General features: G+C 61.9%; 17 protein-coding genes and 3 tRNA genes. 14 read left to right on the top strand and 6 right to left on the bottom strand.

Features of this window, described 5'->3' with window-relative positions; translation table 11 throughout:
* The first annotated feature begins 18 nt into the window (after nt 1-18).
* The 6 genes from clpX to AC1DVV_RS09935 all read left to right on the top strand — a co-directional run bounded on the left by clpX (nt 19) and on the right by AC1DVV_RS09935 (nt 5027).
* On the top strand, nt 19-1284 hold the full coding sequence (gene clpX / locus AC1DVV_RS09960; RefSeq protein WP_457280299.1) for an ATP-dependent Clp protease ATP-binding subunit ClpX: 1266 nt from the start codon (nt 19-21) through the stop codon (nt 1282-1284).
* 116 nt (nt 1285-1400) lie between these two features.
* A complete protein-coding gene (lon, locus tag AC1DVV_RS09955; RefSeq protein WP_457280300.1) occupies nt 1401-3830 on the top strand; it encodes an endopeptidase La in 2430 nt (809 codons plus the stop codon).
* Between the two features lie 74 nt (nt 3831-3904).
* Nucleotides 3905-3980, top strand: a tRNA-Gly gene (locus AC1DVV_RS09950).
* 99 nt (nt 3981-4079) lie between these two features.
* Nucleotides 4080-4153 (top strand) — tRNA-Cys (locus tag AC1DVV_RS09945).
* An 82-nt stretch (nt 4154-4235) separates the two neighbouring features.
* Nucleotides 4236-4328, top strand: a tRNA-Leu gene (locus AC1DVV_RS09940).
* Nucleotides 4329-4391: 63 nt separating this feature from the next.
* A complete protein-coding gene (locus AC1DVV_RS09935; protein ID WP_457280301.1) occupies nt 4392-5027 on the top strand; it encodes a DUF6806 family protein in 636 nt (211 codons plus the stop codon).
* Here the strand turns inward: AC1DVV_RS09935 and AC1DVV_RS09930 are convergent.
* Nucleotides 5024-5695, bottom strand: coding sequence for a TetR family transcriptional regulator (locus AC1DVV_RS09930; RefSeq protein WP_457280302.1), 672 nt, complete (start codon nt 5693-5695; stop codon nt 5024-5026). The two genes, AC1DVV_RS09935 and AC1DVV_RS09930, sit on opposite strands and share 4 nt — an antisense overlap.
* Before the next feature lie 174 nt (nt 5696-5869).
* Between AC1DVV_RS09930 and AC1DVV_RS09925 the strand changes: the two genes are divergently transcribed.
* The 8 genes from AC1DVV_RS09925 to oppF all read left to right on the top strand — a co-directional run bounded on the left by AC1DVV_RS09925 (nt 5870) and on the right by oppF (nt 18086).
* Complete coding sequence (locus AC1DVV_RS09925; protein WP_457280303.1) at nt 5870-7147, top strand: efflux RND transporter periplasmic adaptor subunit; 1278 nt, start codon at nt 5870-5872, stop codon at nt 7145-7147.
* A 12-nt stretch (nt 7148-7159) separates the two neighbouring features.
* Entirely contained in the window at nt 7160-10339 is a 3180-nt protein-coding gene (locus tag AC1DVV_RS09920; protein ID WP_457280304.1) for an efflux RND transporter permease subunit, read from the top strand.
* A complete protein-coding gene (locus AC1DVV_RS09915; protein WP_457280305.1) occupies nt 10332-11837 on the top strand; it encodes an efflux transporter outer membrane subunit in 1506 nt (501 codons plus the stop codon). Before AC1DVV_RS09920 ends, AC1DVV_RS09915 begins: the two co-directional genes overlap by 8 nt.
* A 612-nt stretch (nt 11838-12449) precedes the next feature.
* Nucleotides 12450-14072, top strand: coding sequence for a peptide ABC transporter substrate-binding protein (locus AC1DVV_RS09910; RefSeq protein ID WP_477701941.1), 1623 nt, complete (start codon nt 12450-12452; stop codon nt 14070-14072).
* A 165-nt stretch (nt 14073-14237) separates the two neighbouring features.
* Nucleotides 14238-15158: an oligopeptide ABC transporter permease OppB gene (gene oppB / locus AC1DVV_RS09905; protein WP_477701940.1), complete on the top strand. Its 921-nt coding sequence runs from the start codon at nt 14238-14240 to the stop codon at nt 15156-15158.
* Between the two features lie 12 nt (nt 15159-15170).
* Nucleotides 15171-16094, top strand: coding sequence for an ABC transporter permease subunit (locus tag AC1DVV_RS09900; protein WP_457280308.1), 924 nt, complete (start codon nt 15171-15173; stop codon nt 16092-16094).
* A gap of 8 nt (nt 16095-16102) precedes the next feature.
* Nucleotides 16103-17107, top strand: coding sequence for an oligopeptide/dipeptide ABC transporter ATP-binding protein (locus AC1DVV_RS09895; protein ID WP_477701939.1), 1005 nt, complete (start codon nt 16103-16105; stop codon nt 17105-17107).
* Nucleotides 17100-18086 (top strand): murein tripeptide/oligopeptide ABC transporter ATP binding protein OppF, encoded by a 987-nt coding sequence (gene oppF / locus AC1DVV_RS09890; RefSeq protein ID WP_477701938.1) that lies wholly within the window; start codon nt 17100-17102, stop codon nt 18084-18086. Before AC1DVV_RS09895 ends, oppF begins: the two co-directional genes overlap by 8 nt.
* Before the next feature lie 66 nt (nt 18087-18152).
* Here oppF and AC1DVV_RS09885 read toward each other — a convergent pair whose 3' ends face one another.
* The 5 genes from AC1DVV_RS09885 to AC1DVV_RS09865 all read right to left on the bottom strand — a co-directional run bounded on the left by AC1DVV_RS09885 (nt 18153) and on the right by AC1DVV_RS09865 (nt 23821).
* The gene (locus tag AC1DVV_RS09885) at nt 18153-19169 is read right to left on the bottom strand and encodes a YeiH family protein (protein WP_477701937.1); all 1017 of its coding nucleotides are present in this window, start codon (nt 19167-19169) and stop codon (nt 18153-18155) included.
* 122 nt (nt 19170-19291) lie between these two features.
* The gene (metC, locus tag AC1DVV_RS09880; protein WP_457280312.1) at nt 19292-20497 is read right to left on the bottom strand and encodes a cystathionine beta-lyase; all 1206 of its coding nucleotides are present in this window, start codon (nt 20495-20497) and stop codon (nt 19292-19294) included.
* 26 nt (nt 20498-20523) lie between these two features.
* Nucleotides 20524-21519, bottom strand: a complete 996-nt coding sequence (locus AC1DVV_RS09875; RefSeq protein ID WP_477701935.1) for a Bug family tripartite tricarboxylate transporter substrate binding protein — start codon at nt 21517-21519, stop codon at nt 20524-20526.
* A gap of 61 nt (nt 21520-21580) precedes the next feature.
* The gene (locus tag AC1DVV_RS09870) at nt 21581-23176 is read right to left on the bottom strand and encodes a rhodanese-like domain-containing protein (RefSeq protein WP_477701934.1); all 1596 of its coding nucleotides are present in this window, start codon (nt 23174-23176) and stop codon (nt 21581-21583) included.
* Nucleotides 23177-23233: 57 nt separating this feature from the next.
* Nucleotides 23234-23821 (bottom strand): cysteine dioxygenase family protein, encoded by a 588-nt coding sequence (locus tag AC1DVV_RS09865; RefSeq protein WP_477701933.1) that lies wholly within the window; start codon nt 23819-23821, stop codon nt 23234-23236.
* Between the last annotated feature and the right edge of the window lie 23 nt (nt 23822-23844).

The following is a 23844-nucleotide window of genomic DNA, read 5'->3' as shown; positions in this document are numbered from 1 at the left end:
CTTAAAGGCATCCCCCCAATGGCCGAGAAAAAAGGCTCCTCCAGCGAAAAGACTTTGCACTGCTCCTTCTGCGGTAAAAGTCAGCACGAAGTCAAAAAACTGATCGCTGGCCCTTCGGTTTTTATCTGTGACGAGTGCATCGATCTTTGCAACGAGATCATTCGCGACGAACTTCCCGCTGGTGACGACGTTCGTGAGACGCGCACCGACCTGCCCACGCCCTCAGAGATCAAGGGAACACTGGACGGCTATGTTATTGGCCAGGAACCGGCCAAGCGCACCCTTGCAGTGGCGGTGTACAACCATTACAAACGCCTGCGCCATAAGGAAAAAGCCAAAAAAGACGATGTGGAGCTGACCAAAAGCAATATTTTGCTGATCGGCCCCACCGGTTCCGGCAAGACCCTGCTGGCCCAAACGCTCGCGCGTACGCTCAACGTTCCCTTTGTGATGGCCGACGCTACTACGCTGACCGAAGCCGGTTATGTCGGTGAGGACGTCGAAAACATCATCCAAAAGCTGCTGCAGAGCTGCAATTACGAAGTTGAACGTGCCCAGCAGGGAATCGTCTACATTGACGAAATTGACAAGATTTCGCGCAAGTCCGATAACCCGTCCATCACGCGTGACGTGTCAGGCGAGGGTGTGCAGCAGGCGCTGCTCAAGCTGATTGAAGGAACGATGGCGTCGGTGCCGCCACAGGGCGGCCGCAAGCACCCCAACCAGGACTTCTTGCAGGTGGACACCACGAATATCCTGTTTATCTGCGGCGGTGCATTCTCAGGTCTGGAAAAGGTCATCGAGAACCGGACCGAAGCTTCCGGGATCGGTTTTGGCGCCGCCGTCAAGAGCAAGAAGGCCCGCAGCCTGACCGAAGCCTTCAAGGATGTCGAGCCTGAAGACCTGATCAAGTTCGGGCTGATTCCTGAGCTGGTCGGCCGGATGCCGGTCGTGGCGACGCTGGCCGAGCTCACAGAAGACGCACTCGTGCAAATCCTGACAGAACCCAAAAATGCCGTGGTCAAACAATTCAGCAAGTTGCTGGCCATGGAAGGGGTTGATCTGGAAATCCGGCCCTCCGCACTCAAAGCCATTGCCCGCAGGGCGCTGGCCCGTAAAACCGGTGCGCGCGGCTTGCGTTCCATCCTGGAGCAGTCGCTGATCGACACCATGTTCGACCTGCCGAATGCCAGCAATGTGGATAAAGTGGTGGTGGACGAGTCCACAATCGAAGAAAACAAAGCTCCCTTGCTTGTGTACCGTGAAGCGGCCAAGAAAGCCTGAACACCCCAAAAGGCTGGCCGGAATGCTTGAAAAGCGCCTCCTGCGCCCCATGTCTGGGTTGATTGTGTTTCGCCGGGCCATGCAACTGGCTGCCACGGCCAACGTTTAAGGTTTATATGTCCGGACAAACTTCATTGCCTTCCACCCCCATTGACCTTCCTCTCCTGCCTCTGCGGGATGTGGTGGTCTTTCCGCACATGGTGATCCCGCTGTTCGTGGGTCGCCCCAAGAGCATCAAGGCGCTGGAGTCGGCCATGGAAGCCGAGCGCCGCATCATGCTGGTGGCACAAAAAGCCGCTGCCAAGGATGAGCCTTCGGTGGAAGATATGTTCCAGGTGGGCTGTGTTGCCACGATCCTGCAACTGCTCAAATTGCCTGACGGTACCGTCAAGGTTTTGGTGGAAGGACAGCAGCGCGCCAGTGTTAACAAGATCGAAGAGGGCGAGCAGCATTTCACGGCCAATGTCACACCTGTTGAGCCGGTGGTGGTGATCGCCGGTGACAAGACCAGTGAGATTGAAGCTCTGCGCCGTGCCGTGATGCAGCAGTTTGACCACTACGTCAAACTGAACAAGAAAATTCCGCCCGAGATACTGACCTCGATTTCCAGCATCGACGATGCGGGACGCCTGGCCGACACGATCGCCGCGCACCTTCCCCTCAAGCTGGATGCGAAGCAGGTGATCCTGGATCTTGACAATGTCAAGGCCCGGCTAGAGAACCTGTACGAACAGCTTGAGCGTGAGGTCGACATCCTCAACGTCGACAAAAAAATCCGTGGGCGTGTGAAGCGTCAGATGGAAAAGAACCAGCGCGATTTCTACCTCAACGAGCAGGTCAAGGCCATCCAGAAGGAACTAGGCGAAGGCGAAGAGGGGGCGGACATCGAAGAGATCGAGAAAAAGATCAAGACCGCCAAGATGCCGCAGGAAGCCCGTAAAAAGGCCGAGAGCGAGCTCAAAAAACTCAAGCTCATGTCGCCCATGTCCGCCGAGGCGACCGTGGTGCGCACCTATATCGATGTGTTGACCGGCCTGCCGTGGAGCAAAAAGACCAAGATCAAGCACGACCTGGGCAACGCCGAGAACGTTCTTAACGAAGACCACTACGGTCTTGAAAAAGTCAAAGACCGTATTGTTGAGTATCTTGCGGTGCAGCAGCGCGTGGACAAGCTCAAGGCTCCGATCCTGTGTCTGGTTGGGCCTCCGGGGGTTGGTAAAACCTCCCTGGGCCAGTCGATCGCCAAAGCTACGGGCCGCAAGTACGTGCGTATGGCTTTGGGCGGCATGCGCGATGAGGCTGAAATTCGCGGCCATCGCCGCACCTATATCGGCGCCTTGCCGGGCAAGGTTCTGCAGAGCCTGACCAAGGCCGGCACGCGCAATCCGCTGTTCCTGCTGGATGAGATTGACAAGCTGGGCACCGACTTCCGTGGTGACCCCTCCAGCGCGCTGCTGGAGGTGCTCGACCCTGAGCAGAATCACACCTTCGGTGACCACTATGTCGAGGTGGACTTCGACCTGAGCGATGTGATGTTCGTGGCAACCTCGAACTCGATGAATATTCCGCCGGCCTTGCTGGACCGCATGGAGGTTATTCGCCTGTCCGGTTACACCGAAGACGAAAAGACCAGCATCGCGATGCGCTATCTGTTGCCCAAGCAGGTCAAGAACAACGGCGTGAAGGAAGAAGAGCTTGAAGTGCAGGAGCAGGCCGTGCGCGACATCGTGCGTTACTACACACGTGAAGCCGGCGTGCGCTCGCTTGAACGCGAACTCTCCAAGATCTGCCGCAAGGTGGTCAAGGGAATCCAGCTCAAAAAGATGGCACCCAAGGTCGTCGTGACACCCGATAACCTCAACGATTTTCTGGGGGTGCGCAAGTTCAACTATGGCCGTGCCGAACAACAAAACCAGGTCGGCCAGGTGGTGGGGCTGGCCTGGACGGAAGTCGGCGGCGACTTGCTGACGATTGAGGCTGCCATGATGCCCGGCAAGGGCGTGATCACACGTACGGGATCGCTGGGCGATGTCATGAAGGAATCCGTCGAAGCCGCACGCACGGTGGTGCGCAGCCGCTCCAAGGTTCTCGGCATCAAGGACGAGATGTTCGAAAAGCGCGATATCCATATCCACGTACCGGACGGTGCGACGCCCAAGGACGGTCCAAGCGCGGGCGCCGCGATGACCACTGCTTTTGTTTCCGCGATGACGGGTATCCCTGTGCGTGGTGATGTGGCCATGACGGGTGAGATCACCCTGCGCGGCGAGGTCACGGCCATCGGCGGGCTCAAGGAAAAGCTGCTCGCCGCCTTGAGGGGTGGCATCAAGACCGTGCTGATCCCCGAGGAAAATGCCAAGGACCTGCAGGAGATTCCAGACAACGTCAAGAGCGGCCTGGAGATCGTGCCGGTGAAATGGATCGACCAGGTGTTGCAGGTTGCACTCGAGCGCCAGCCTGTTCCGCTGACCGACGAAGAAGCCGCTGTTGTTGCGCCGGCTGCTGTGGTTCCGCCTGCGGAAGCAGCCGGTACGGTGAAGCATTAATGAGGCCTTTCGCAAAGTTTTTTGCGGCTTTTGGAAAAGCTCAAAAAACTACGCTATAATTTGAGGCTGTAATCGCGGGAGTAGCTCAGTTGGTAGAGCGCAACCTTGCCAAGGTTGAGGTCGAGAGTTCGAGACTCTTCTCCCGCTCCAATTCAAAGGGCAGCACTTTAAAAATGCTGTCCTTTTTCATTGGGGGTTTCGTTGGATTATTGGGTAAAGCCGTCGGGCTTTATCAAGCAGACAGAATACGGCGCGGTAACAAAGCGGTTATGTACCGGATTGCAAATCCGAGTAGGTCGGTTCGACTCCGGCCCGCGCCTCCATCACAGCTTCCTGCAACCAGCCCCAGTTATGGGGCTTTTTTGTTTGACAATACGCTGCCGGCCGTTTGAAAACGGCGTTTGAGCCTGAGTGGTGAAATAGGTAGACACAGCGGACTTAAAATCCGCCGCTTCGTGAATAACGGGCGTACCGGTTCGATTCCGGTCTCAGGCACCACGATTGGGCGGCTCACCCACGCGCCGGGCGCGCTTTCGAAAACTGGGTAAGATAAATTCCATCATGTCCCGCTACAACACACCTTTTGAGATCCACGTCCACGGCGAAGTGCCATTGCGCGCGGACGTTAATTTTGAACAGCTGCAGGAGGCTCTCAAGCCACTGTGGAAATACACCGGCTCCAAGTCCCTGGCGGCCGGTGCTGCCAGCGCTTATGAGGAAGAGCCGGGCATCCGGTTCGACGCGCAAAAACATTTGCTTCAAATGTGCTGGACAGTCCCTGGCGACGAAGACTTTCGCCAGGCGCTCGACGAAATGTGCATGGGCCTGAACGACCTCGCTGAAGCGGGCGCTCCCATCGAAGTGACCTTCTACGACTCCGACTTTGACGAAGATGAAGGCGCAGACGAAGAGGAAGCCCGTGATGATTTCGCGATGTATTTTGTAGGTCCCACGCCGGCAGCGATCATGCAGGTGCAGCGCGATCTCCTGGTCCAGGACATGATCGGCCTGATGGAGCGCCACTTTGACGGATCAGAGCTCGGTGAGGTCGTTGCGGCCGTCGACAAGCTGTTCGAGCAGCGCTTTGATGCACTGGTGAACTCCATGCAACTCGGTAAACCGCCGCGCGGCCTGGGCGGACCCCAAGGTGGCTCCGGCCATGGCGGCGGTGGCCGCAAGCCCCGGCATTTGCACTAAGCCGGCTTGGGTGAGTCTGAGGCTGCGGGCGAGCCAGGAAAGCCGAGTCCCCGCAGGTAAACGTCTATCGCATGCTGGCCGACTTCCAGCAGGTCAAAAGCCCCCGGATCCAGCAGCCAGTTCTGTATCAGGCCATCGATCAGCGCATGCAGCCCCTGCGCCGCCGCTGAAGCCGGTGCAGGCAACTGGAGGCGCATTTGTGCAGCTGCCGCCTCTATGCTTTGCTGGATGCCGGATAAAAAACCACCGCGCACTGCCAGGTGACGCAGGCGAACCGCCTGGAGTTCTTCCACATATTCGACCTTCTGGGTCGCGACTTCAAAGACGCGCCGCGTTTGCGCGTCGGTCACAATTTGTCGCAGCGCGTTGGCAGTGGAGCGTCGTATCCTGTCCATCGGATTGAGGAAGTCCTCGCCCGGATGTTGCTGCGGGTCTATTTCCTGGTTGAACGAGTTCTCCATGGGCAGGGTAACCCGCTCCATCATGGCGTTGAACAGGTCTGCCTTGTCCTTGAAATGCCAGTAGACCGCACCGCGTGTGGCGCCTGCGCGGCGTGCAATGTCCTGCAAGCTCGTGCGTGAGACACCTTGAGCCTGAAATAGATGTTCAGCCGCATCCAGCAGCTTGTGCCGGGTCGCCATGGCTTCTTCTTTTGTCCGACGGGCCAATCCATGTCTCCTGCAAGTCAATTTAGCGGGTTGTCGTATACATTCACAAATGTATGTAAACTATATCACTCGTAAAAACCCTTATTCTTTTTGTTTTCGGCAAAACGATGACTTGCATCAAACGCCGCTCACATATTCCGCTTTCCGCTTTTTTCCCAAATTTTGAGGATCAGCATGCCCAAGTCTCGCATTGTCCATTCGCCTTTATTCTCCTCTTTTGCGCCATACCAGCCTCTCGTCCTGGTTGCTGCACTCACATTGTTCCTGGCCGGATGCGGCAAGGGTGCCGGTGCTCCCGGCGGGGCACCGCCTCCTGCGGAAGTGGGTGTGGTGACAGTTACCCAGGGTGACGTCGGTCTGGTGACCGAGTTGCCGGGCCGCCTGGAGGCTTCACGCGTGGCACAGGTCAGGGCCCGCGCGGCCGGTATCCTGCAAAAACGGCTGTTCCGTGAAGGCAGCGACGTAAAAGAAGGGCAGGCGCTGTTCACGATTGATCCCGCACCATATGCCGCCGCCGCCGCCAGCGCGAAAGCGGGCCAGGCGCGCGCTGAGGCCAACCTGGCGCAGGCCGCCGCATTGGCCGAGCGTTACAAGCCGCTGGTAGAGGCCAACGCCATCAGCAAGCAGGAATATGCCAACGCCGTTGCAGCGCAAAAGCAGGCGGAGGCCGACGTTGCTGTGGGCAAGGCGAATGTGCAGACAGCCAGCATCAACCTGAGCTACGCCGCAGTGACAGCCCCAATCTCGGGCCGCATTGGCCGTGCGCTGGTCACCGAAGGCGCTTTGGTCGGCCAAGGCGAGGCCACCCAGCTGGCTGTCGTCCAGCAGATCAACCCGATGTATGTGAACTTCACGCAATCCGCCCCTGAAATCATGAAGCTGCGTGCTGCCATGGAAAGTGGTCAGTTCAAACGTGCCACGGGCGCCGAAGCGGCTAGCGTGCGCATCGTGCTCGAAGATGGCACCGAATACGCCCGTCCCGGCCGCCTGCTGTTTTCCGACCTGACGGTCGACTCCACGACGGGGCAGGTGACCCTGAGGGCTGAAGTGCCCAATCCCGGGGGCCAGCTGCTTCCCGGCCTTTATGTGCGCGTACGCCTGGAGCAGGCGCAGGCCAGCAACGCCATCACCTTGCCCCAGCAAGCTGTCACGCGCACCGCGCAGGGCGACACTGTCATGGTGGTGGGCGACGATGGAAAAGTCAGCCCGCGTCCCATCAAGATCGGCTCCGCCAAGGGCAACCAGTGGGTGGTGCTCGACGGCTTAAAGACCGGCGAAAAAGTCATGGTGGACGGGTTCCAGAAACTGCAGCCGGGCGCACCGGTGAAGCCCGTGCCGTGGCAACCGGCCGGTGCGAAGCCGGCCGATGCGGCTTCCGCCCCCGCATCCGCCGCCTCCGGTGCGCAAGCTGCTGCGCCTGCTGCCTCCGCTGCTTCTGCAGCAGCGAAGTAAGGAGCCAACTACATGGCCAAGTTTTTTATTGATCGGCCGATCTTTGCCTGGGTGATCGCACTGTTCATCCTGGTGGTTGGCGGCGTGGCGATCACGCAGCTGCCGATAGCCCAGTACCCGCCGGTCGCGCCGCCTTCGATTGTCGTCAACACCGCCTATCCCGGCGCTTCTGCCCAGACGCTCGAAGACAGCGTGCTGTCGGTGATCGAGCGAGAGATGAACGGTTCACCCGGCCTGATCTACATGGAGTCGGTGGCGCAGGCCGACGGCTCCGGCAGCATCACGCTGAGCTTCGAGCCCGGCACCAATCCCGATCTCGCGCAGGTGGATGTGCAGAACCGCCTGTCGCGCGCCTCACCGCGGCTGCCCGCCGCGGTCACGCAGCAAGGCGTTCGCGTCGACAAATCACGCTCCAACTTCCTGCTGTTCATCATGCTGTCGTCCGACAATCCCGCGCACGACCCCGTCGCGCTCGGTGATTACGCTTCGCGCAACATCGTGCCCGAGATCCAGCGTGTCAAAGGAATCGGCCAGGCCCAGCTCTTCGGCAGTGAGCGCGCCATGCGCATCTGGCTGGATCCGGCCAAGCTCACGGGCTTCAGCCTGTCGGCAAATGACGTTAACAACGCCATCCGCGCGCAAAACGCCCAGGTGTCGGCCGGCAGTATCGGCGACCGCCCCAATGTGGCGGGACAAGGCATTGCTGCCACCGTGGTAGTCACCGGCCAGCTTGCCAATGTCGAGCAGTTCGGCAACATTGTCCTTCGCGCCAATACCGACGGGTCGTCGGTGCGCCTTAAAGACGTGGCCCGCATCGAACTGGGTGGCCAGACGTATGCCACGTCGGCTCGCCTGAACGGCAAGACGGCGATCGGTATCGGTGTTCAGCTGGCACCCAGCGGCAACGCGCTTGCCGCTGCCAAGGCCGTTCGAACCAAGATGACCGAGCTCGAGCGCTATTTTCCGCAAGGCATGAAGTGGAGCATCCCCTACGACAGCTCGCGCTTCGTCAAGATTTCGATCTCCCAGGTTGCTGAAACATTGTTCGAGGCCGTAGCCCTGGTGTTCCTGGTCATGTTCCTGTTCCTGCAGAACTGGCGCTACACCATCATCCCGACCATCGTGGTGCCGATTGCACTGCTGGGTACTTTTGCCACCTTGCTGGCGCTCGGTTTCTCCATCAACGTGCTGACCATGTTCGGCATGGTGCTGGTGATCGGTATCGTCGTTGACGATGCGATCGTGGTCGTCGAAAACGTCGAACGCATCATGACCGAAGAGGGCTTGCCGCCGCTGGAGGCCACCCGCAAGGCGATGGGCCAGATTTCGGGCGCCATCATTGGCGTCACCGTGGTGCTGATTTCCGTGTTTGTGCCTTTGGCATTTTTCGCGGGCTCGACCGGCAACATCTACCGCCAGTTCTCCGCCGTGATGGTTTCGTCCATCGGCTTTTCCGCCTTCCTGGCCCTGTCCCTCACGCCGGCACTTTGCGCCACGCTGCTCAAGCCGGTTGAGGCTGGGCACCATCACGAGAAAAAGGGTTTTTTCGGCTGGTTCAACCGGGGGTTCTCGCGCACCGCAAAAAGCTATGAAAGCATGGTCGCGCGTATTCTCAAACGCGCCGCACGTTACCTGGTGATCTATGTGGCCATCATTGCCGCTGTGGCGGTGGTATACCTGCGTTTGCCCACATCCTTCCTGCCCAATGAAGACCAGGGCAACCTGCTGGTGAACGTGCAGTTGCCGCCGGGCGCAACTTACGAGCGCACGCTTTCGGTGATGGAAAAAGTCGAGGGTTTCATGCTCAAGCAGCCGGAAGTCGAAAGCATGGTCGGCGTGCTTGGCTTCAGCTTTTCCGGCCAGGGCCAGAATGCCGCGCTGGCGTTCGTGACGCTCAAGGACTGGAACGAGCGCGACGGCGAAGCGCATTCGGCCTCAGCGATAGCAGGACGGGCTTTCGGCGCCCTCATGGGTGTGCGTGATGCCTTCATCTTTCCGCTCAGCCCCCCACCCATTCCCGAACTGGGCACGGCCTCGGGCTTCAGCTTCCGCCTGCAGGACCGCGGCGGTGCGGGACATGATGCGCTTATCAACGCACGCAACCAGCTTTTGGGCATGGTTGCCAAGAGTCCGGTGCTCACACAAGTACGGCCCGATGGCCTGGAAGATGCGCCGCAGCTGCAGCTCGACATTGACCGCGACAAAGCCAATGCGCTGGGCGTGCCGTTTGACGCGATCAACGCGGTCCTGTCCACCTCGCTGGGTTCCAGCTATGTGAACGACTTCCCCAACCAGGGACGCCTGCAGCGCGTGGTGGTCCAGGCCGACGCGCCTTCGCGCATGCAGCCCGACGACCTGCTCCGGCTCAACGCCATCAACAGCCGCGGCCTGCCGGTTCCGTTGTCGTCGTTTGCCAGCACGCGGTGGATCAAGGGTGCCATGCAAACGGTGCGTTACAACGGCTACCCGGCCGTGCGTATCAGCGGCAGCGCTGCGCCAGGCTACAGCTCGGGCGCAGCGATGGCCGAGATGGAAAAACTCGCAGCGCAACTGCCGCAGGGCTTCGGTTTCGAATGGACGGGCCAGTCGCGCGAGGAAAAACTCGCAGGCGCGCAGGCCATGCTGCTCTACGGCTTTGCCATCCTCGCGGTGTTCCTGTGCCTTGCCGCCCTGTACGAAAGCTGGAGCATTCCGCTCGCGGTGATCCTGGTGGTGCCGCTAGGCGTGATCGGTGTGTTGCTGGCAACGCTGCTGCGCAGTTATTCGAATGACGTGTACTTCCAGGTGGGGCTGATCACCATCATCGGCCTGTCGGCGAAGAACGCGATTCTGATCATCGAGTTCGCCAAGGACCTGCAGGCGCAGGGTAAAGGTGTCATCGAGTCGGCGCTGGCCGCCGCGCATCTACGGTTCCGTCCCATCGTCATGACGTCGCTGGCCTTCGGCCTGGGCGTGCTGCCGCTGGTACTGGCTTCCGGCGCCGGCTCCGCGAGCCAGCGCGCCATCGGCACCGGCGTGATCGGCGGCATGATCACCGGCACGATCCTGGCGGTGATTTTCGTTCCGGTGTTCTTTGTGGTCGTGCGCGGCCTCTTCAAGGGCAGCGAGCGGCAAAACAGGATGTATTCGGAGCATGCCAAAGCAGCAGGCATCACCGGAGAAGAAGGAAGTGAGGGTAAAGCCCATGAATAAATCCAGCATGAAACCCAGGTTTCCGCAGCTTTTGGCGGTTGGTGCTGCGGCACTGCTGGCCGGCTGCTCGATGATCCCGAAGTATGAGCGCCCGGCTGCGCCTGTTGCAGACCAGTGGCCGGCTGTTTCCGGTTTCACCACCGGTTCCGCGAAGGCGCAGCCTGCTGCTACCGCACCGGCTCCGACTGTCGCTGCGGCCGACATCGAGTGGCAGGCTTTTTTCAGCGACCCCAAACTGCGGCAGCTGATCGAGGCCTCGCTGCGCAACAACCGCGACCTGCGCATTGCCGTGCTCAATATTGAGCAAGCCAGGGCCCAGTACCGGATCCAGCGTGCCGACCAGTTCCCCACGATCAATGCCGGCATCACCGGTTCGCGCCAGCCCAATGCCAACGGTAACGGCAGCATCACGAGCTCCTACACCGGCGGTTTGTTGATGCCGTCCTATGAGCTCGACTTTTTCGGCCGGGTCTCCAGCCTGAAGGAAGCGGCATTGGCGCAGTACCTGGCTACGGAAGAAGGTCGCAAGACGGCACAGATCAGCCTGATTGCGTCGGTGGCCAACACCTACCTCAGCCTGCTGGCCGACGAAGAACTGCTGGCCATCACGCAGCAGACGCTGGCTACACGGGAAGAGTCCTTCAAGCTCAGCAAGCTGCGCTTTGACAACGGCGTTGCTTCCGAGCTGGATTTCCGCCAGGCCGAGTCATTGACCGAAGCCGCCCGTGCATCGCTGGCCCAACTGGTGCGCCAGCGTGCGCTGGACCAGAACGCCCTGACCCTGCTGATCGGCCAGCCCCTCAGCGGTGACCTGGCGGTGGCCTTGCCTGCCGGCAAAGGCCTGGCCGACGCACCCATGATGGTGGACGTGCCGGCGGGGTTGCCGTCTGATTTGCTGGAACGCCGCCCTGACATCCGCCAGGCTGAGCAACAGCTGCTGTCTGCCAACGCCGACATCGGCGCTGCCCGTGCGGCTTTTTTCCCGCGCATCTCGCTCACGGCTTCTGCCGGCAGCGCCAGCTCGCACCTGTCGGGCCTGTTCAAGAGCGGATCCTACGGCTGGACGCTGGCGCCGCAGCTGATCCTTCCGCTTTTTGATGCAGGCCGTAACCGTGCCGGGCTGGATTCGGCCAACGCCGGGCGTGACATTGCCATCGCCCAGTACGAAAAGTCCATCCAGACAGCTTTCCGTGAAGTCGCCGATGCGCTGGCGGGCCGCGACACCCTGGGCGAGCAACTGCGTGCCCAGCAGGCGCAGGCCAATGCCGAGGCGACGCGTTTCAAGCTGGCTGATCTGCGCTACCAGAACGGTGTGGCCAGCTACCTGGACCAGCTCGATGCGCAGCGTTCGCTGTTCGCCGCACGTCAGGCAGTGGTGCAAACCCGGCTGGCCCAGCTGCAAAGCCAGGTCACGCTGTACAAGACCCTGGGTGGCGGCTGGAAAGAGCCGCCTGAGGAAGCCTTGAGCCTGAAGGCGTCCACCCAGCTCAGCCGCTGAGCGGGTGCGCGGCGCCTGAGGGCGTCTGCGGGGATCAGACACGCGTGCTACAAGATTGATAGCTGCTTGCGCACATGGTTATTGGGCTGGCAGCTATTTTTGTATGAATTCTCACAAAAAGCAGGACAGCCGGTTTTCTTCCGGCACCCAAAATTCAGGTGATTTGTGCCTGCAAGCCAATCATCGTGGGCGCAAGCAGCTATCAAAACAATAGCAACCCTGCGGACACTCGCCATGGCGTCAGAAGGCGCCGCCACTTCGCCGCCGGAATTGCATGAAGGCTTGAGCCAGGCACTGGCTCCAGCCGTGCCGCGATGCACGGCTTGAATCGCGGTACCTGCCCGTGCCCGGTGGCTGCCGCGTCCTGTCGCCTCGCTCGTTCAATTGTGAGCAAGTGTTCCCTATGTATCCCCCTGACTTCCGCGCCACCCATGGCTTCGTGAAGGCACGTTAATTGCTGAAGGGTTACTCCCTACGGGGCCGCACCTGACGCGGCGGTATATTCGCGCCGACTGACAGGCAAACGGGGGCTCCTCTCACGAGAGGGTCCCCGTTCCATCAACCATGGCGGGCCACAAGCCCGCCAATTTTCTATTCGGGAGTGCAACAGGCATGAACTCAAACTGGACGATGAAGGCGCTGACAAGCGCCGTGCTGCTGGCCTTGGCCGGCCTGGCTGGCCTGGCGGCTGCGGCCACGGTGCCCGCGGGCGTGAAGCTGCACGAGACGCAGGAACTGGTCCGCAACAATGGCTCCGAGCCTGAAACCCTGGATGCGGCACTGGCGACTGGTGTTCCGGCCAACAACGTGATCCGCGACATGTTCGAAGGGCTGGCTGCTGCCGACCAAAACGGCAAGATCGTCCCTGCCGTAGCGGAGAGCTGGAAGCAGGTCGACCCTCTGACCTGGGTCTTCAAGCTGCGCAAGAACGCCAAATGGTCCAACGGCGACCCGGTGACGGCTGAAGATTTCATCTACAGCATGCGCCGCTTCGTCGATCCGGCGACCGCCTCCAAATACGCTTCCACCTACGGCGTCTTCCTGCTCAATGCCAAAGAAATCATTGAAGGCAAGAAGCCCGTCACCGAACTCGGCGTCAAGGCCATCGATCCCTATACCCTGGAGATCAAGACGCCTTTCCCGGTCGGTTTTCTGCCCGAGGTCGTCTCCAATCCCCAGCTCGCGCCCTTGCATAAAGCCACGATCGAGAAATTCGGCAAAGACTGGACCCGGCCCGCCAACATGGTGAACAACGGCGCCTTCTCGCTGAAAGACTGGCAGGTCAACAGCAAGATCATCCTGGTCAAGAACCCGTCGTACTGGGACGCGAAGAATGTCCAGCTCACCAAACTCACCTATCTCTCTGTCGAAGACGGCAATGCCGATGTGAAGCTCTATGAGTCGGGCGAGAACGACTGGGTCTACCAGCTCCCGCCCGGCACCTTCGACAAGTACAAGGCGCAATACCCCAAGGAAATCCGCAACACCGACATGCTGGGCCTGCGCTATTACTCGCTCAACAATGCAGACCCGGCACTCAAGGACATCCGTGTGCGCAAGGCGCTGTCGATGGCGCTGGACCGCGACATCCTCGCGCAGCGCGTGACGGCCGACGGCCAGACCCCTGCTTACGGCGTGATCGTCAAAGGCACCTCGGGCGCCGACGTCACCTCTTACGATTGGGCCAAATGGCCCGCCGACAAGCGCATCGCCGAAGCCAAAAAGCTGCTGAAGGAGGCCAACCTTCCGGCCGGCACCAAGCTGAAGTTCTCCTACAACACCAGCGACTATCACAAGAAAATGGCCATCTTCGCGGCCTCGGAGTGGAAAACCAAGCTGGGCCTGGACGTTGAACTCGAAGCGATGGAGTTCAAGGTGCTCATCAAGAAGCGCACCGACAAGGATTACCAGATCGCCCGCAACGGCTGGATCGCCGACTACAACGACGCCACCACCTGGCTCACGCTGGTGCAGTGCGATTCTGACCAGAACTACCACAACAGCTGCAACCGCAAGGCCTCCGCGCTGATCGACGAAGGCAACCAGTCGATGGACCCGGCCAAGCGCAAGGTGCTGCTGACGCAAGCCGCAAAGATGATCATGGAAGACTATCCCATCATCCCTTTGCTGCAATACACCGTACCGCGGCTGGTCAAGCCTTATGTGGGTGGCTACTCGACCACCAACGCGCTGGACCGCTACCGCGGCAAGGACCTGTACATCGTCAAGCATTGATGTCCGTCCGGGCAGGTGCCCTGTGTGCCTGCCTGTCCTTGATCTGCTTTTCACCGCCTTTCAATGTTTTTTCTGATGCCTCGCAGGTCTTTCAGGGCTAAGCTGTGCCTGGCCGACGCGCTCAGGCGCTCACACTGACATAGACCTAGCCCGGAGATATTCCCCATGTGGTCCTACACCTTCAGGCGCATCCTGGCGACGATTCCCACCTTGCTGGCCGTCGTCACCGTCTGCTATCTCCTGCTGCACGGCACGCCCGGCGGGCCTTTCGACGACGAACGCAAGGTGTCCGCTGCGGTGCTGGCCAACCTGCAGGCCAAGTACCACCTCGATCTGCCACTGTGGCAACAATACCTGTATTACCTCAACAGCCTGCTGCACGGCGACCTGGGCGCTTCGTTCCGTTATGCCGACTGGTCTGTCAATGAACTGGTGGCCAACGCGCTGCCGGTGTCCGCGGCGATAGGTGGGGGTGCCATCGTCATCTCCTTCTTTCTGGGTGTGTTCCTGGGCACGGTGGCCGCCGTGCGCCAGAACAGCGCGGTCGACTACCTCGTGATGCTGCTCGGCAACGCCGGGCATGTGTTTCCCTCGTTTGTGATCGGCCCAGTCCTGATTCTGGTGTTCGCCGTCTGGCTGAAGTGGGCGCCGGCCGGGGGCTGGAATGATTTCGCCCCGCGTTTCATGATCCTGCCCATGCTGCTGCTGATTTTCATCAACGTGGCCACCATCGCGCGCGTCATGCGCGGCAGCCTGATTGAGGTGTTGCACAGCAACTTCATCCGCACCGCGCGCGCCAAGGGCCTGCCCATGCGCGTCGTCATCCTGCGCCACGCCCTTAAGCCCGCGCTGCTGCCGGTGGTGTCTGTCATGGGCCCCCTGGCGATCTCATCGATCACGTCGGCTATCGTGACCGAGTCGGTGTTCTCCCTGCCGGGCATCGGCAAGCTGATCGTCAATGGCGCCGCCAACCGCGACTACACCCTGGTACTGGGCCTCGTTGTACTGGTGACCGTGATTGCCGTCACGCTGAACCTGCTGGTGGACCTGGCCTACGCCTTGCTCGACCCGAAGATCCGGTACTGAGCAGAGGCCTGCATGTTGTTCGAACAAAAAACCAGACAAGACCAGCTCGCTGCGGCTGTCGGCCAGACGCTGGCCGACGCCGAGATCCACGGCCGCAGCCCCTGGGCAGATGCGCGCGTGCGCTTCATGCGCAACAAGGCCGCGGTGTTCAGCCTGTACCTGCTGGCATTCATCACGCTTTGCTGCATCGTCGGGCCCTGGTTGCTGCCGCATGCCTTCGATGCGGCCGACTGGGACGCGATGAGCCTGCCGCCCACGCTCAAGAATGCGCATTTTTTCGGTACCGACGAGTCGGGCCGCGACCTGCTGGTGCGCAGCCTGGTGGGCGGCCGCGTCTCGCTGCTGGTGGGTTTCCTGGCGACGCTGTCGGCCGTGACGCTGGGCATTGTGTGGGGTGCGACGGCGGGCTTCATAGGCGGCAGGGTAGATGCCTTCATGATGCGCGTCGTCGACATGATGTATGCCGTGCCTTACCTGTTGATCGCCATCCTGATGGTGACCATATTGGGGCGGGCTTTTTACCTGGTGGTGATCACCATCACGGTGTTCTCCTGGATGAACATGGCACGCGTGGTGCGCGGCCAGACGCTGTCGCTGCGCTCCAAGGAGTTCATTGAAGCGGCCCGTGCGCTGGGCGTGCCCACGCGGCGCATCATCTTCCAGCACATTGTTCCCAATCTTCTGGGCATCGTCGCGATCTACACCACGGTCACCGTGCCGGCCGTGATCCTGGTCGAGTCCGTGCTGTCATTCCTGGGGCTGGGCATCCAGGAGCCCATGACAAGCTGGGGCGTGCTGATCCACGACGGTGCATCCGTCATGGAGGTCTCGCCCTGGATGCTGCTGTTTCCGGCGGGGATGCTCTCGCTGACGCTGTACTGCTTCAATTACATCGGGGACGGCCTGCGTGATGCGCTCGACCCCAAAGACCGCTGAGCCGCACCATGAGCCTGATTGAAGTCAATAACCTCGGGGTTCAGTTCCAGACCCAGGACGGGCTGATCTACGCCGTCAACGGCATCAACTTTTCGCTGGAGCGCGGCCAGACCCTGGGCATCGTCGGCGAGAGCGGTTCTGGCAAGAGTCAGAGCGTGCTGGCCATGATGGGGCTGCTCGCGGGCAATGGCAAAGCCACCGGCCAGGCCTTGTACAAGGGCCAGGATCTGCTGGCCATGAAGCCGGCCGAGCTCAACAAGATACGCGGCAACCGCGTCGCGATGATCTTCCAGGACCCGATGACTTCGCTGAACCCTTACCTGACGGTAGAGCGGCAGATGACTGAAGTGCTGCAGTTCCACAAGGGCCTGGACCGGAAGTCCGCCCGCGCCAGGTCGGTGCAACTGCTCGATGCGGTCAAGATCCCGGAAGCTGCCCGCCGTATCACCATGTACCCGCACGAGTTTTCGGGCGGCATGCGCCAGCGCGTGATGATCGCCATGGCCTTGCTCTGTGAGCCCGAAGTGCTGATCGCCGACGAGCCCACCACGGCGCTGGACGTGACGGTGCAGGCGCAGATCATCGCCTTGCTGCGCGACCTGCAGCGCGACTTTGGCACCGCAATTGTCATGATCACGCACGACCTGGGCGTGGTGGCCGGTCTGTGCGATGAAGTCATGGTGCTGTACGGTGGGCGGGTGATGGAGCAGGGCAGTGCCAACAGCATTTTTTATGGTGCCTCCCATCCGTATACCGTGGGCCTTCTGGGCGCCATACCGCGCCTGGACGCGGATGAGGAAGCGCTTGTGGCCATCCCCGGTGCACCGCCCAACATGGCGCGGCTTCCCAAGGGCTGCCCGTTCAGCGAACGCTGTACGCTGGCCAGTGACCAATGCCGTGACGTGATGCCCGCGTTGCTGCCGGCCACGCACAACCCGGCGGTGCTGAGGGCTTGCCACAAATCCAGCGAGGCTGTGTCTGAACTTGCGGCCAAGGGAGCCGTCCATGCGTGATGCATCTCAACCCATTTTGTCGGTGCGCGACCTGAAAGTGCACTTCAGGATCAAAAGCGGCGCCTGGCCCTGGTCGCCCGCCCGCACCCTGAAGGCCGTGGACGGCATTTCCTTCGACATCCATGCGGGCGAAACGCTGGGCGTGGTGGGTGAGTCGGGCTGCGGAAAATCCACCTTGGCGCGTGCCGTGCTGAACCTGATTCCTGCCACCGCCGGCAACATTGTGTGGATGGGGCAGGAAATGACCGGCGCCTCCCCCCGGGCCTGGCTGGGCGTCAGGTCAGACATCCAGATGATCTTCCAGGACCCGCTGGCTTCGCTGGACCCGCGCATGACCATCGCGCAAATCATTGCCGAACCTTTGCGCACGCATCGGCCGCGCATGCCCGAGGCCGAAGTGATGCAGCGCGTTAAAACCATGATGAGCCGCGTCGGCCTGATGCCGCAGCAGATCAACCGCTACCCGCATGAATTTTCAGGCGGCCAGTGCCAGCGCATCGGCATCGCCCGGGCGCTGATCCTGGAGCCCAAGCTCATCATCTGCGACGAGCCGGTGTCGGCGCTGGATGTCTCGATCCAGGCGCAGATCATCAACCTGCTCAAGGCCCTGCAAAAGTCCATGGGCCTGGCGCTGATCTTCATCGCGCATGACCTGGCGGTTGTCAAACACATCAGCGACCGCATCCTGGTGATGTACCTGGGGCATGAAATGGAAGTGGCGAAAAAGAAAGCGTTGTATGCCGCGCCGCGCCATCCCTACACGCAGGCGTTGCTCTCGGCGATCCCGATTCCCGATCCGGCGCTGGAGCGAAAGAAGGTGATTCAGTTGCTGCAAGGCGACCTGCCGTCGCCCATGTCGCCGCCCTCGGGATGCGTGTTTCGAACGCGCTGCCCGCAGGCCATTGCGCGTTGTGCCGAAGAGGTGCCCGAGCTTCGCCGCCTGGACGACCAGACAGAAGCGGCTTGCCTGCTGGTTTGAGGGGTTTTATGGCTGCAGCCTAATAAGGGAAGGCGCGAGCAGCTATCAAAACAATAGCAATAAGGTTCAGGCCCGAAGAACGCAGAGGTACGCGGCGAACACCGCGGCGAGCCACACGGTTTCTACCAGCATCAACGCCATGGGCCGCCAGCCCAGCCGCACCAGTTCCTCGAACGAGGTTTTAATGCCCAGCGCCGAAATGGCGATCACCAGGCAAACCCGGGAGACATGGCTCAGCGCGTTTGTGAGCTGCTGTGTGACCACGCCCGCGCTATTCAGCAGTACCAGCGCCATGAACCCCATCAGAAAAAAAGGCAGCAAAGGTGCACGCCGGCCGGCATTGCCTGGTGTGCTGATCTGGCGCCGCCAGTAATATGCAAGCACCGCTACCACCGGCACCAGCAGCGTGACACGGAACAGCTTGACGATCACCGCCACATCGCCGGCATCATGGGAAATCATCAGGCCTGCACCCACCACTTGCGCCACGTCATGGATCGTGCCGCCCAGAAAGATGCCGGCGCTGGTTTCGTCCAGGCCCAGCACCTTGACCAGCAAGGGGTAGACCACCATTGCCAGCGTCGACAAGCCTGTTACGCCGACCACGGTGAGCAGCGTGTGGCGCTCGTTCTCCTCGGTTTTCGGCATGACGGCCGCAACCGCCAGTGCCGCCGACGCGCCGCAGATGGACACGGCTGCACCGCAGAGCAGGCCGAAGTCGGTGGCAAGGCCCAGGCGCCGCGCCAGCCAGGCGCCCAGTGCAATGGTGCTGGCAACCCCCAGCAGGGCGGTGGCCAGCGGACCGATGCCGAGCTGGCCGATTTGCGCCAGCGTGATGCGCGCGCCCAGCAGGGCCACACCGATGCGCAGCAGGGTTTTGGCGCAGAACTCAATGCCGGGTCGGCAGCGTTCGTCCTGGTGCAGGAAGTGAAAGGCCAGACCGAACAGCAGGGCGTACAGCAGTTGTGGGCCGCCGTAATGTTCAGAGACAAAGGTAGCGGCCAGCATGATGAGCAGCGGCGAGGCGATGCCCGGCCAGAGGCTGCGGGTGCGTTGGAGCCAAAGGTATGCGTTGCTGGGCATGGTGATGCAAACCGGAAGGAAAAAGGCAGGCAAGGGCCGCCGCAGAGGGCGGATGAAATCGAATGGGGGAGAGGAAAGGGGCTGGGGGTGATGCGAAGGGCAAGGGCGCAGAGGTAAAACCCTCAGGCCGCCAATGCGGCAAACCCCTGCTGCAAGTCGCTCACCAGGTCGGCCGGGTCTTCCAGCCCGATGTGCAAGCGCACGATCTGGCCGTGGCCCGACCAGTCGGTCACGCTGCGGGCACCGCGCATGTTGGTCAGCGTGACCAGGCTTTCATAGCCGCCCCACGAAGCGCCCAGGCCGAACAGCCGAAGGCCGTCGATCAGCCGCTCGGCGGCGGTCTGGTCGAAGGCGGGCTGAAGCTCGAAGGACAACAGGCCGTTGGTGCCCTTGCAGTCGCGTTGCCAGATGGCGTGGCCTGGATGGCCGGGCAGGGCCGGGCAGAACACGGTCGCCACTTCACTGCGTGTTTGCAGCCAGGCAGCCACCTTCAGGGCGCCGCGTTCATGCAGGGCCAGGCGCGCGGCCATGCTGCGTGTGCCGCGCAGCACCAGGTAGGCATCGTCGGGGCTTACCGTCATGCCGAAGGCATCGCTGCGTTCGTTCAGCGCCTGCCAGGCGGCTTGCGTGGTGGCTACGGTGCCCATCATCACGTCGGAGTGGCCCGACAGGTATTTGGTGGCCGCCATGATGGACACGTCGGCGCCCAGCGCCAGCGGCCGGTACTGGTAGCCGGAGCCCCAGGTGTTGTCGGCCACCAGCAGCAGGCCGCGTGCACGGGCGATGCCGGCCAGGCGCGGCAGGTCGCACATTTCATACACCAGCGAACCCGGGCATTCGGCATAAATCATGCGCGTGCCGGCCTCGATTTTTTCTTCCACGTCGCTGCCGTCGGCCGCGAAGAAAGTGCAGCGGATGTTGTAGGGCGTGAGGAAGGACTCCACCAGCTTGCGCGCCGGTTCGTAGACGCTGTCCGACATCAGCAGGTGGTCACCGGGCTTGAGGTAGGACAACAGCGTCATCGCGATGGCGGCCAGGCCTGTGGGAAAGAGCCGGGTGCGCCAGGCGCCTTCCAGCTCGCTGACCATGTCTTCCAGTGCGTAGTTGGTCGGGTTGCCGCGCGCCCCGTAGGTGAACACGCGCTCATCGCCGCGGCGCAGGCGCATCTCGCGCTGGTGCGCTGTGTTGTCAAACAGCACGGTGCTGGCGCGCACCACGGCCGGGTTGACCGGCCGGCCTCCGTCATAGGCCGGCTGCTTGCCGGCGTGGACCAGGCGGGTCAGGGGTGACGCACTGGGTGCGGTGGCCGGTGGTGTTTTTTTGCTCATGTCGGGGCGGTTTGATGAATCCGGGGTCAGTCTAGCTTGGCGCCCGAGAGCTTGACGACGCGCGACCAGCGGGCAATGTCCGCCTTGAGCTGCGCGGCAAAAGCCGCCGACGTGTTGCCCACCACTTCGCTGCCGCCGTCGGTGATCAGCTTGCTGACTTCCGGCGACTTGAGCGAGCGCACGATGCTGTCGTGCAGGTAAGCCACGCGTTCGGGTGGCGTGCCCGCCGGTGCGAAGAAACCGTACCAGTCTTCAAAGGTCGTGTTCTTGTAGCCCAGCTCTTCCAGTGTCGGTACCTTGGTGAACACGCCGATGCGGCGCGGGCTGGTGACGGCCAGGGCGCGCATCTTGCCGTTCTGGATGAAACTGGACACCGAGGCGGTGGAAGTGATGAGCACGTCCACCTGGCCGCCCAGCAGGTCGGTGATGGCCGGCGCCGCGCCCTTGTAGGGCACGTGGGTCATGCTGATGGCGCTGTCTTTTTCCAGAACCACGCCGACGAGGTGCGAGAGTGTGCCATTGCCGGGCGTGGCATAGGTAACTCGACCGCCTGCGACTTTGGTCTGCGCGGCGAGGTCGGCAAAACTTTTCAGGGGCGAGTTGCTGGCCACTACCAGCACCAGCGGTGCGGCATTGATCTGGGTGATGGGCAGGAAGTTTTTCAGCGGGTCAAAACCCGGCGAGGCATACAGCGAGGGATTGACGGCCATCAGCGAGACCTGGCCCGTGAGGACGGTGTAGCCGTCGGGCTTGGCATCGGCCACGGCCTTGGCGCCTATGTTGCCGCCGGCGCCGCCGCGGTTGTCAACGATGGCGGTCTGGCCGGTGATGTCGGACAGGCGGCTGGTCACGAAGCGCGTGGTGGCGTCATTGCCGCCGCCGGCCGGAAAGGGCGACACAAACTTGATGGCCTGGTTCGGGAAGCCGCCGACCTGGGGCATGGGTTGGGCTGTGGCGGCGCCGTGCACGGCGAGGAGGGCGCAGCACAGTGAGGCGGCGGTGAATTTCAGCTGGACAAGCATGGGGGCTCCTGAAGGGATGGATGCAAAAAAGAGAAGAAGATGGGGTGGCCGGGCCGCAGACTCAGGCGTGTGTGTGGGCTGCTGTGGCATCGGGCAGCTGAAACGCCTTCAGTTCAAGCGCGTCCAGTTGGCCGATCAGGTTCACTTCCCAGGCCAGGTACTGGCGGGCAGCTTCCTTGTTGCCGTCGTGCCGGTCATGCACGAAGAACAGGTAGTCGATGCAGTCGCTGTCGGCCGGAATGTTGTCAGTGGCCTGCAGCGCAAAGCCGGCGGCGCGCCAGGCGTCGAGGCCGCCTTCGAGCAGGCTGGCTTTCAGGCCCAACGCCTGGAGGTCAACGGCCGCGCAGGCGGCCGCAGCGGGCTCGTCGGCAACCAGCACCACCGGGCGGTGTTCACCGGCCAGAGCCTGTGCCAGGCGTGGGCGGATGGACCAGCGTGTACCCGCGATATGGTTTTGGCGAAACTGCATGCTGGGACGCAGGTCGATGGCGACCACGGTGCCATCGGCCAGCCCGGCCGACAGGGCCTGCGCGGTGGTGGCGGGCAGCGCGGGCAGGGCCACGGGCGCCGTGGCGGGCAGCGCCAGGCCACTGGCCAGGCCCTGGTCCAGCACGCTGGCGTCGTGGCCCAGCTGGCGCAGCCAGCTGGCGACCGTCAGCGCGCGTATGCCGTCCGTATCAAACAGCACCAGCCGGGCCTGGCGCACGCCCACATACTGGTCGGTGGCCTGGATCAGCTGGCCGCCCGGCGTGTGCTGCGCGCCGGGCAGGCTGCCGCGTGCAAATTCTTCGGGGCTGCGGACATCGCACAAAAAGAGCGTGCGCTGCGCGTCGCCGGCCCAGCCGCGTACAGTCTGTGCGTTGACGACAGGGACATCGAAACGCTTTGCCAGCGCCTGGGCTGCCGCGCGCATGCCGGCGGGCTCTGTGGGCTGGGCCGAGTCCTTGTAGCGGCGCGTGCCGCCGTGCTCGAGTTTGAAGTCTGCCAGGTACCAGCCCTGGGTACCGTTTTCCAGCGCCGATACGGGGTTGCGCAAGCCGAGGTTGATCAGCGTTTGCGCGCCGATGATACTGCGCGTGCGGCCTGCGCAGTTGATCACGATGTGCGTGCTTTCGCTGGGGACCAGGTCGCGGATGCGCAGGGCCAGCTCGCCGTTCGGGCAACTGATCGCCGTCGGGATGTTCATCTTGCGGAACTCCGAAAACGGCCGACCGTCGAGCACCACCACGTCGTCTTGCCGCTCCAGCATGGCTGCAAGTTCAGTCGCACTGACGCGGGGCGTGTGATAGACCTGCTCGGCCAGTTCGCCGAAAGTTTTGGACGGCACGTTGACGCCGGCAAACAACGGGAAGCCAGCGACTTGCCAGCCGGCTGTGCCGCCCTGCAGCACCTGCACATCGCTGTAGCCGAGTGCACTGAAGCGGCGCGCGGCCAAAGGCGCTGCGCCGCTGCCGTCGTCGTCATACACCACCAGCCGCACACTGCGGCGCGGCGCCAGGCGCGGTGCGTCCAGCTCAAGCCGGCTGTAGGGCAGAGGGATGCCGTAAAACAAATGCGACTGGCCGTACTGGCCGTGCTCGCGCACATCAAACAGGGCGATTTCCGCGCCGTCGTGCAGCCAGGCTTTCAGCGTGGCCGCGTCTACAAAACGTGTCATGGGATAGGGGCGTGTAGGTTCGGAAATTCAGGGAAGGGGGTAAGGGCGCGCGGGTGTTCAGCGGCGCGTCTGCACGCCGATGCCCATGGTTTCGTACGTACCTTTTTCCAGGTCGTAGCCGGTGCGCGTGTTCAGCGTTTCAAGCGCGCGGCCATACATGTGCAAGTGGCGTATCACCTGGCCGGCCGGAATCTCCACCGAATGGATGTCTTCGGGCATCAGGGCGATGCCCGTGCCGGGCTCGACCACGACGGAGTTGACCTCTTTGAGCTGCGCCTTGCCCGGCACTGAGCCATCGTCCTGGCGTTCGTACACGCGGTTGATCTCGGAGCCTTCCACGGCACTGATGCAGGCCCAGGTCGTATGGTTGTGCGGCACGATGCGTTTGCCGGGACGCATCACGTTGAGGTAAAGCGCGAAGCTCTGGTCGGCGTCTTCAGCGATCAGGTAGCGCGCCTGCAGTTCGGGGCTTTCGGGCGCAGCGAAATCCGTAGAGTTCCACAGCTCCTTCTGGCCGGCCAGCTGGTTCAGGACCGCGAGCACTTTGGCCAGCGACTGGCGATTTGCTTCGCCGCTCCCAACAATAATCTTAATGTTTTGAATGGCGGCGCCAACTACCTGGTTGCGCTCGGCTGCTGCGGTCATGGGCATCTTCCTGAGTGAGGTTT

It is taken from the genome of Polaromonas sp. P3_B4 (genome assembly GCF_056402835.1).
This window is presented reverse-complemented; position numbering and strand designations above follow the sequence as displayed.

Bases quoted from the DNA above. Each gene is read 5' to 3' on its own strand.
- clpX (WP_457280299.1), top strand. From the start codon at position 19: ATGGCCGAGAAAAAAGGCTCCTCCAGCGAAAAGACTTTGCACTGCTCC.
- lon (WP_457280300.1), top strand. From the start codon at position 1,401: ATGTCCGGACAAACTTCATTGCCTTCCACCCCCATTGACCTTCCTCTC.
- AC1DVV_RS09935 (WP_457280301.1), top strand. From the start codon at position 4,392: ATGTCCCGCTACAACACACCTTTTGAGATCCACGTCCACGGCGAAGTG.
- AC1DVV_RS09925 (WP_457280303.1), top strand. From the start codon at position 5,870: ATGCCCAAGTCTCGCATTGTCCATTCGCCTTTATTCTCCTCTTTTGCG.
- AC1DVV_RS09920 (WP_457280304.1), top strand. From the start codon at position 7,160: ATGGCCAAGTTTTTTATTGATCGGCCGATCTTTGCCTGGGTGATCGCA.
- AC1DVV_RS09915 (WP_457280305.1), top strand. From the start codon at position 10,332: ATGAATAAATCCAGCATGAAACCCAGGTTTCCGCAGCTTTTGGCGGTT.
- AC1DVV_RS09910 (WP_477701941.1), top strand. From the start codon at position 12,450: ATGAACTCAAACTGGACGATGAAGGCGCTGACAAGCGCCGTGCTGCTG.
- oppB (WP_477701940.1), top strand. From the start codon at position 14,238: ATGTGGTCCTACACCTTCAGGCGCATCCTGGCGACGATTCCCACCTTG.
- AC1DVV_RS09900 (WP_457280308.1), top strand. From the start codon at position 15,171: ATGTTGTTCGAACAAAAAACCAGACAAGACCAGCTCGCTGCGGCTGTC.
- AC1DVV_RS09895 (WP_477701939.1), top strand. From the start codon at position 16,103: ATGAGCCTGATTGAAGTCAATAACCTCGGGGTTCAGTTCCAGACCCAG.
- oppF (WP_477701938.1), top strand. From the start codon at position 17,100: ATGCGTGATGCATCTCAACCCATTTTGTCGGTGCGCGACCTGAAAGTG.
- AC1DVV_RS09885 (WP_477701937.1), bottom strand. From the start codon at position 19,169: ATGCCCAGCAACGCATACCTTTGGCTCCAACGCACCCGCAGCCTCTGG.
- metC (WP_457280312.1), bottom strand. From the start codon at position 20,497: ATGAGCAAAAAAACACCACCGGCCACCGCACCCAGTGCGTCACCCCTG.
- AC1DVV_RS09875 (WP_477701935.1), bottom strand. From the start codon at position 21,519: ATGCTTGTCCAGCTGAAATTCACCGCCGCCTCACTGTGCTGCGCCCTC.
- AC1DVV_RS09870 (WP_477701934.1), bottom strand. From the start codon at position 23,176: ATGACACGTTTTGTAGACGCGGCCACGCTGAAAGCCTGGCTGCACGAC.
- AC1DVV_RS09865 (WP_477701933.1), bottom strand. From the start codon at position 23,821: ATGACCGCAGCAGCCGAGCGCAACCAGGTAGTTGGCGCCGCCATTCAA.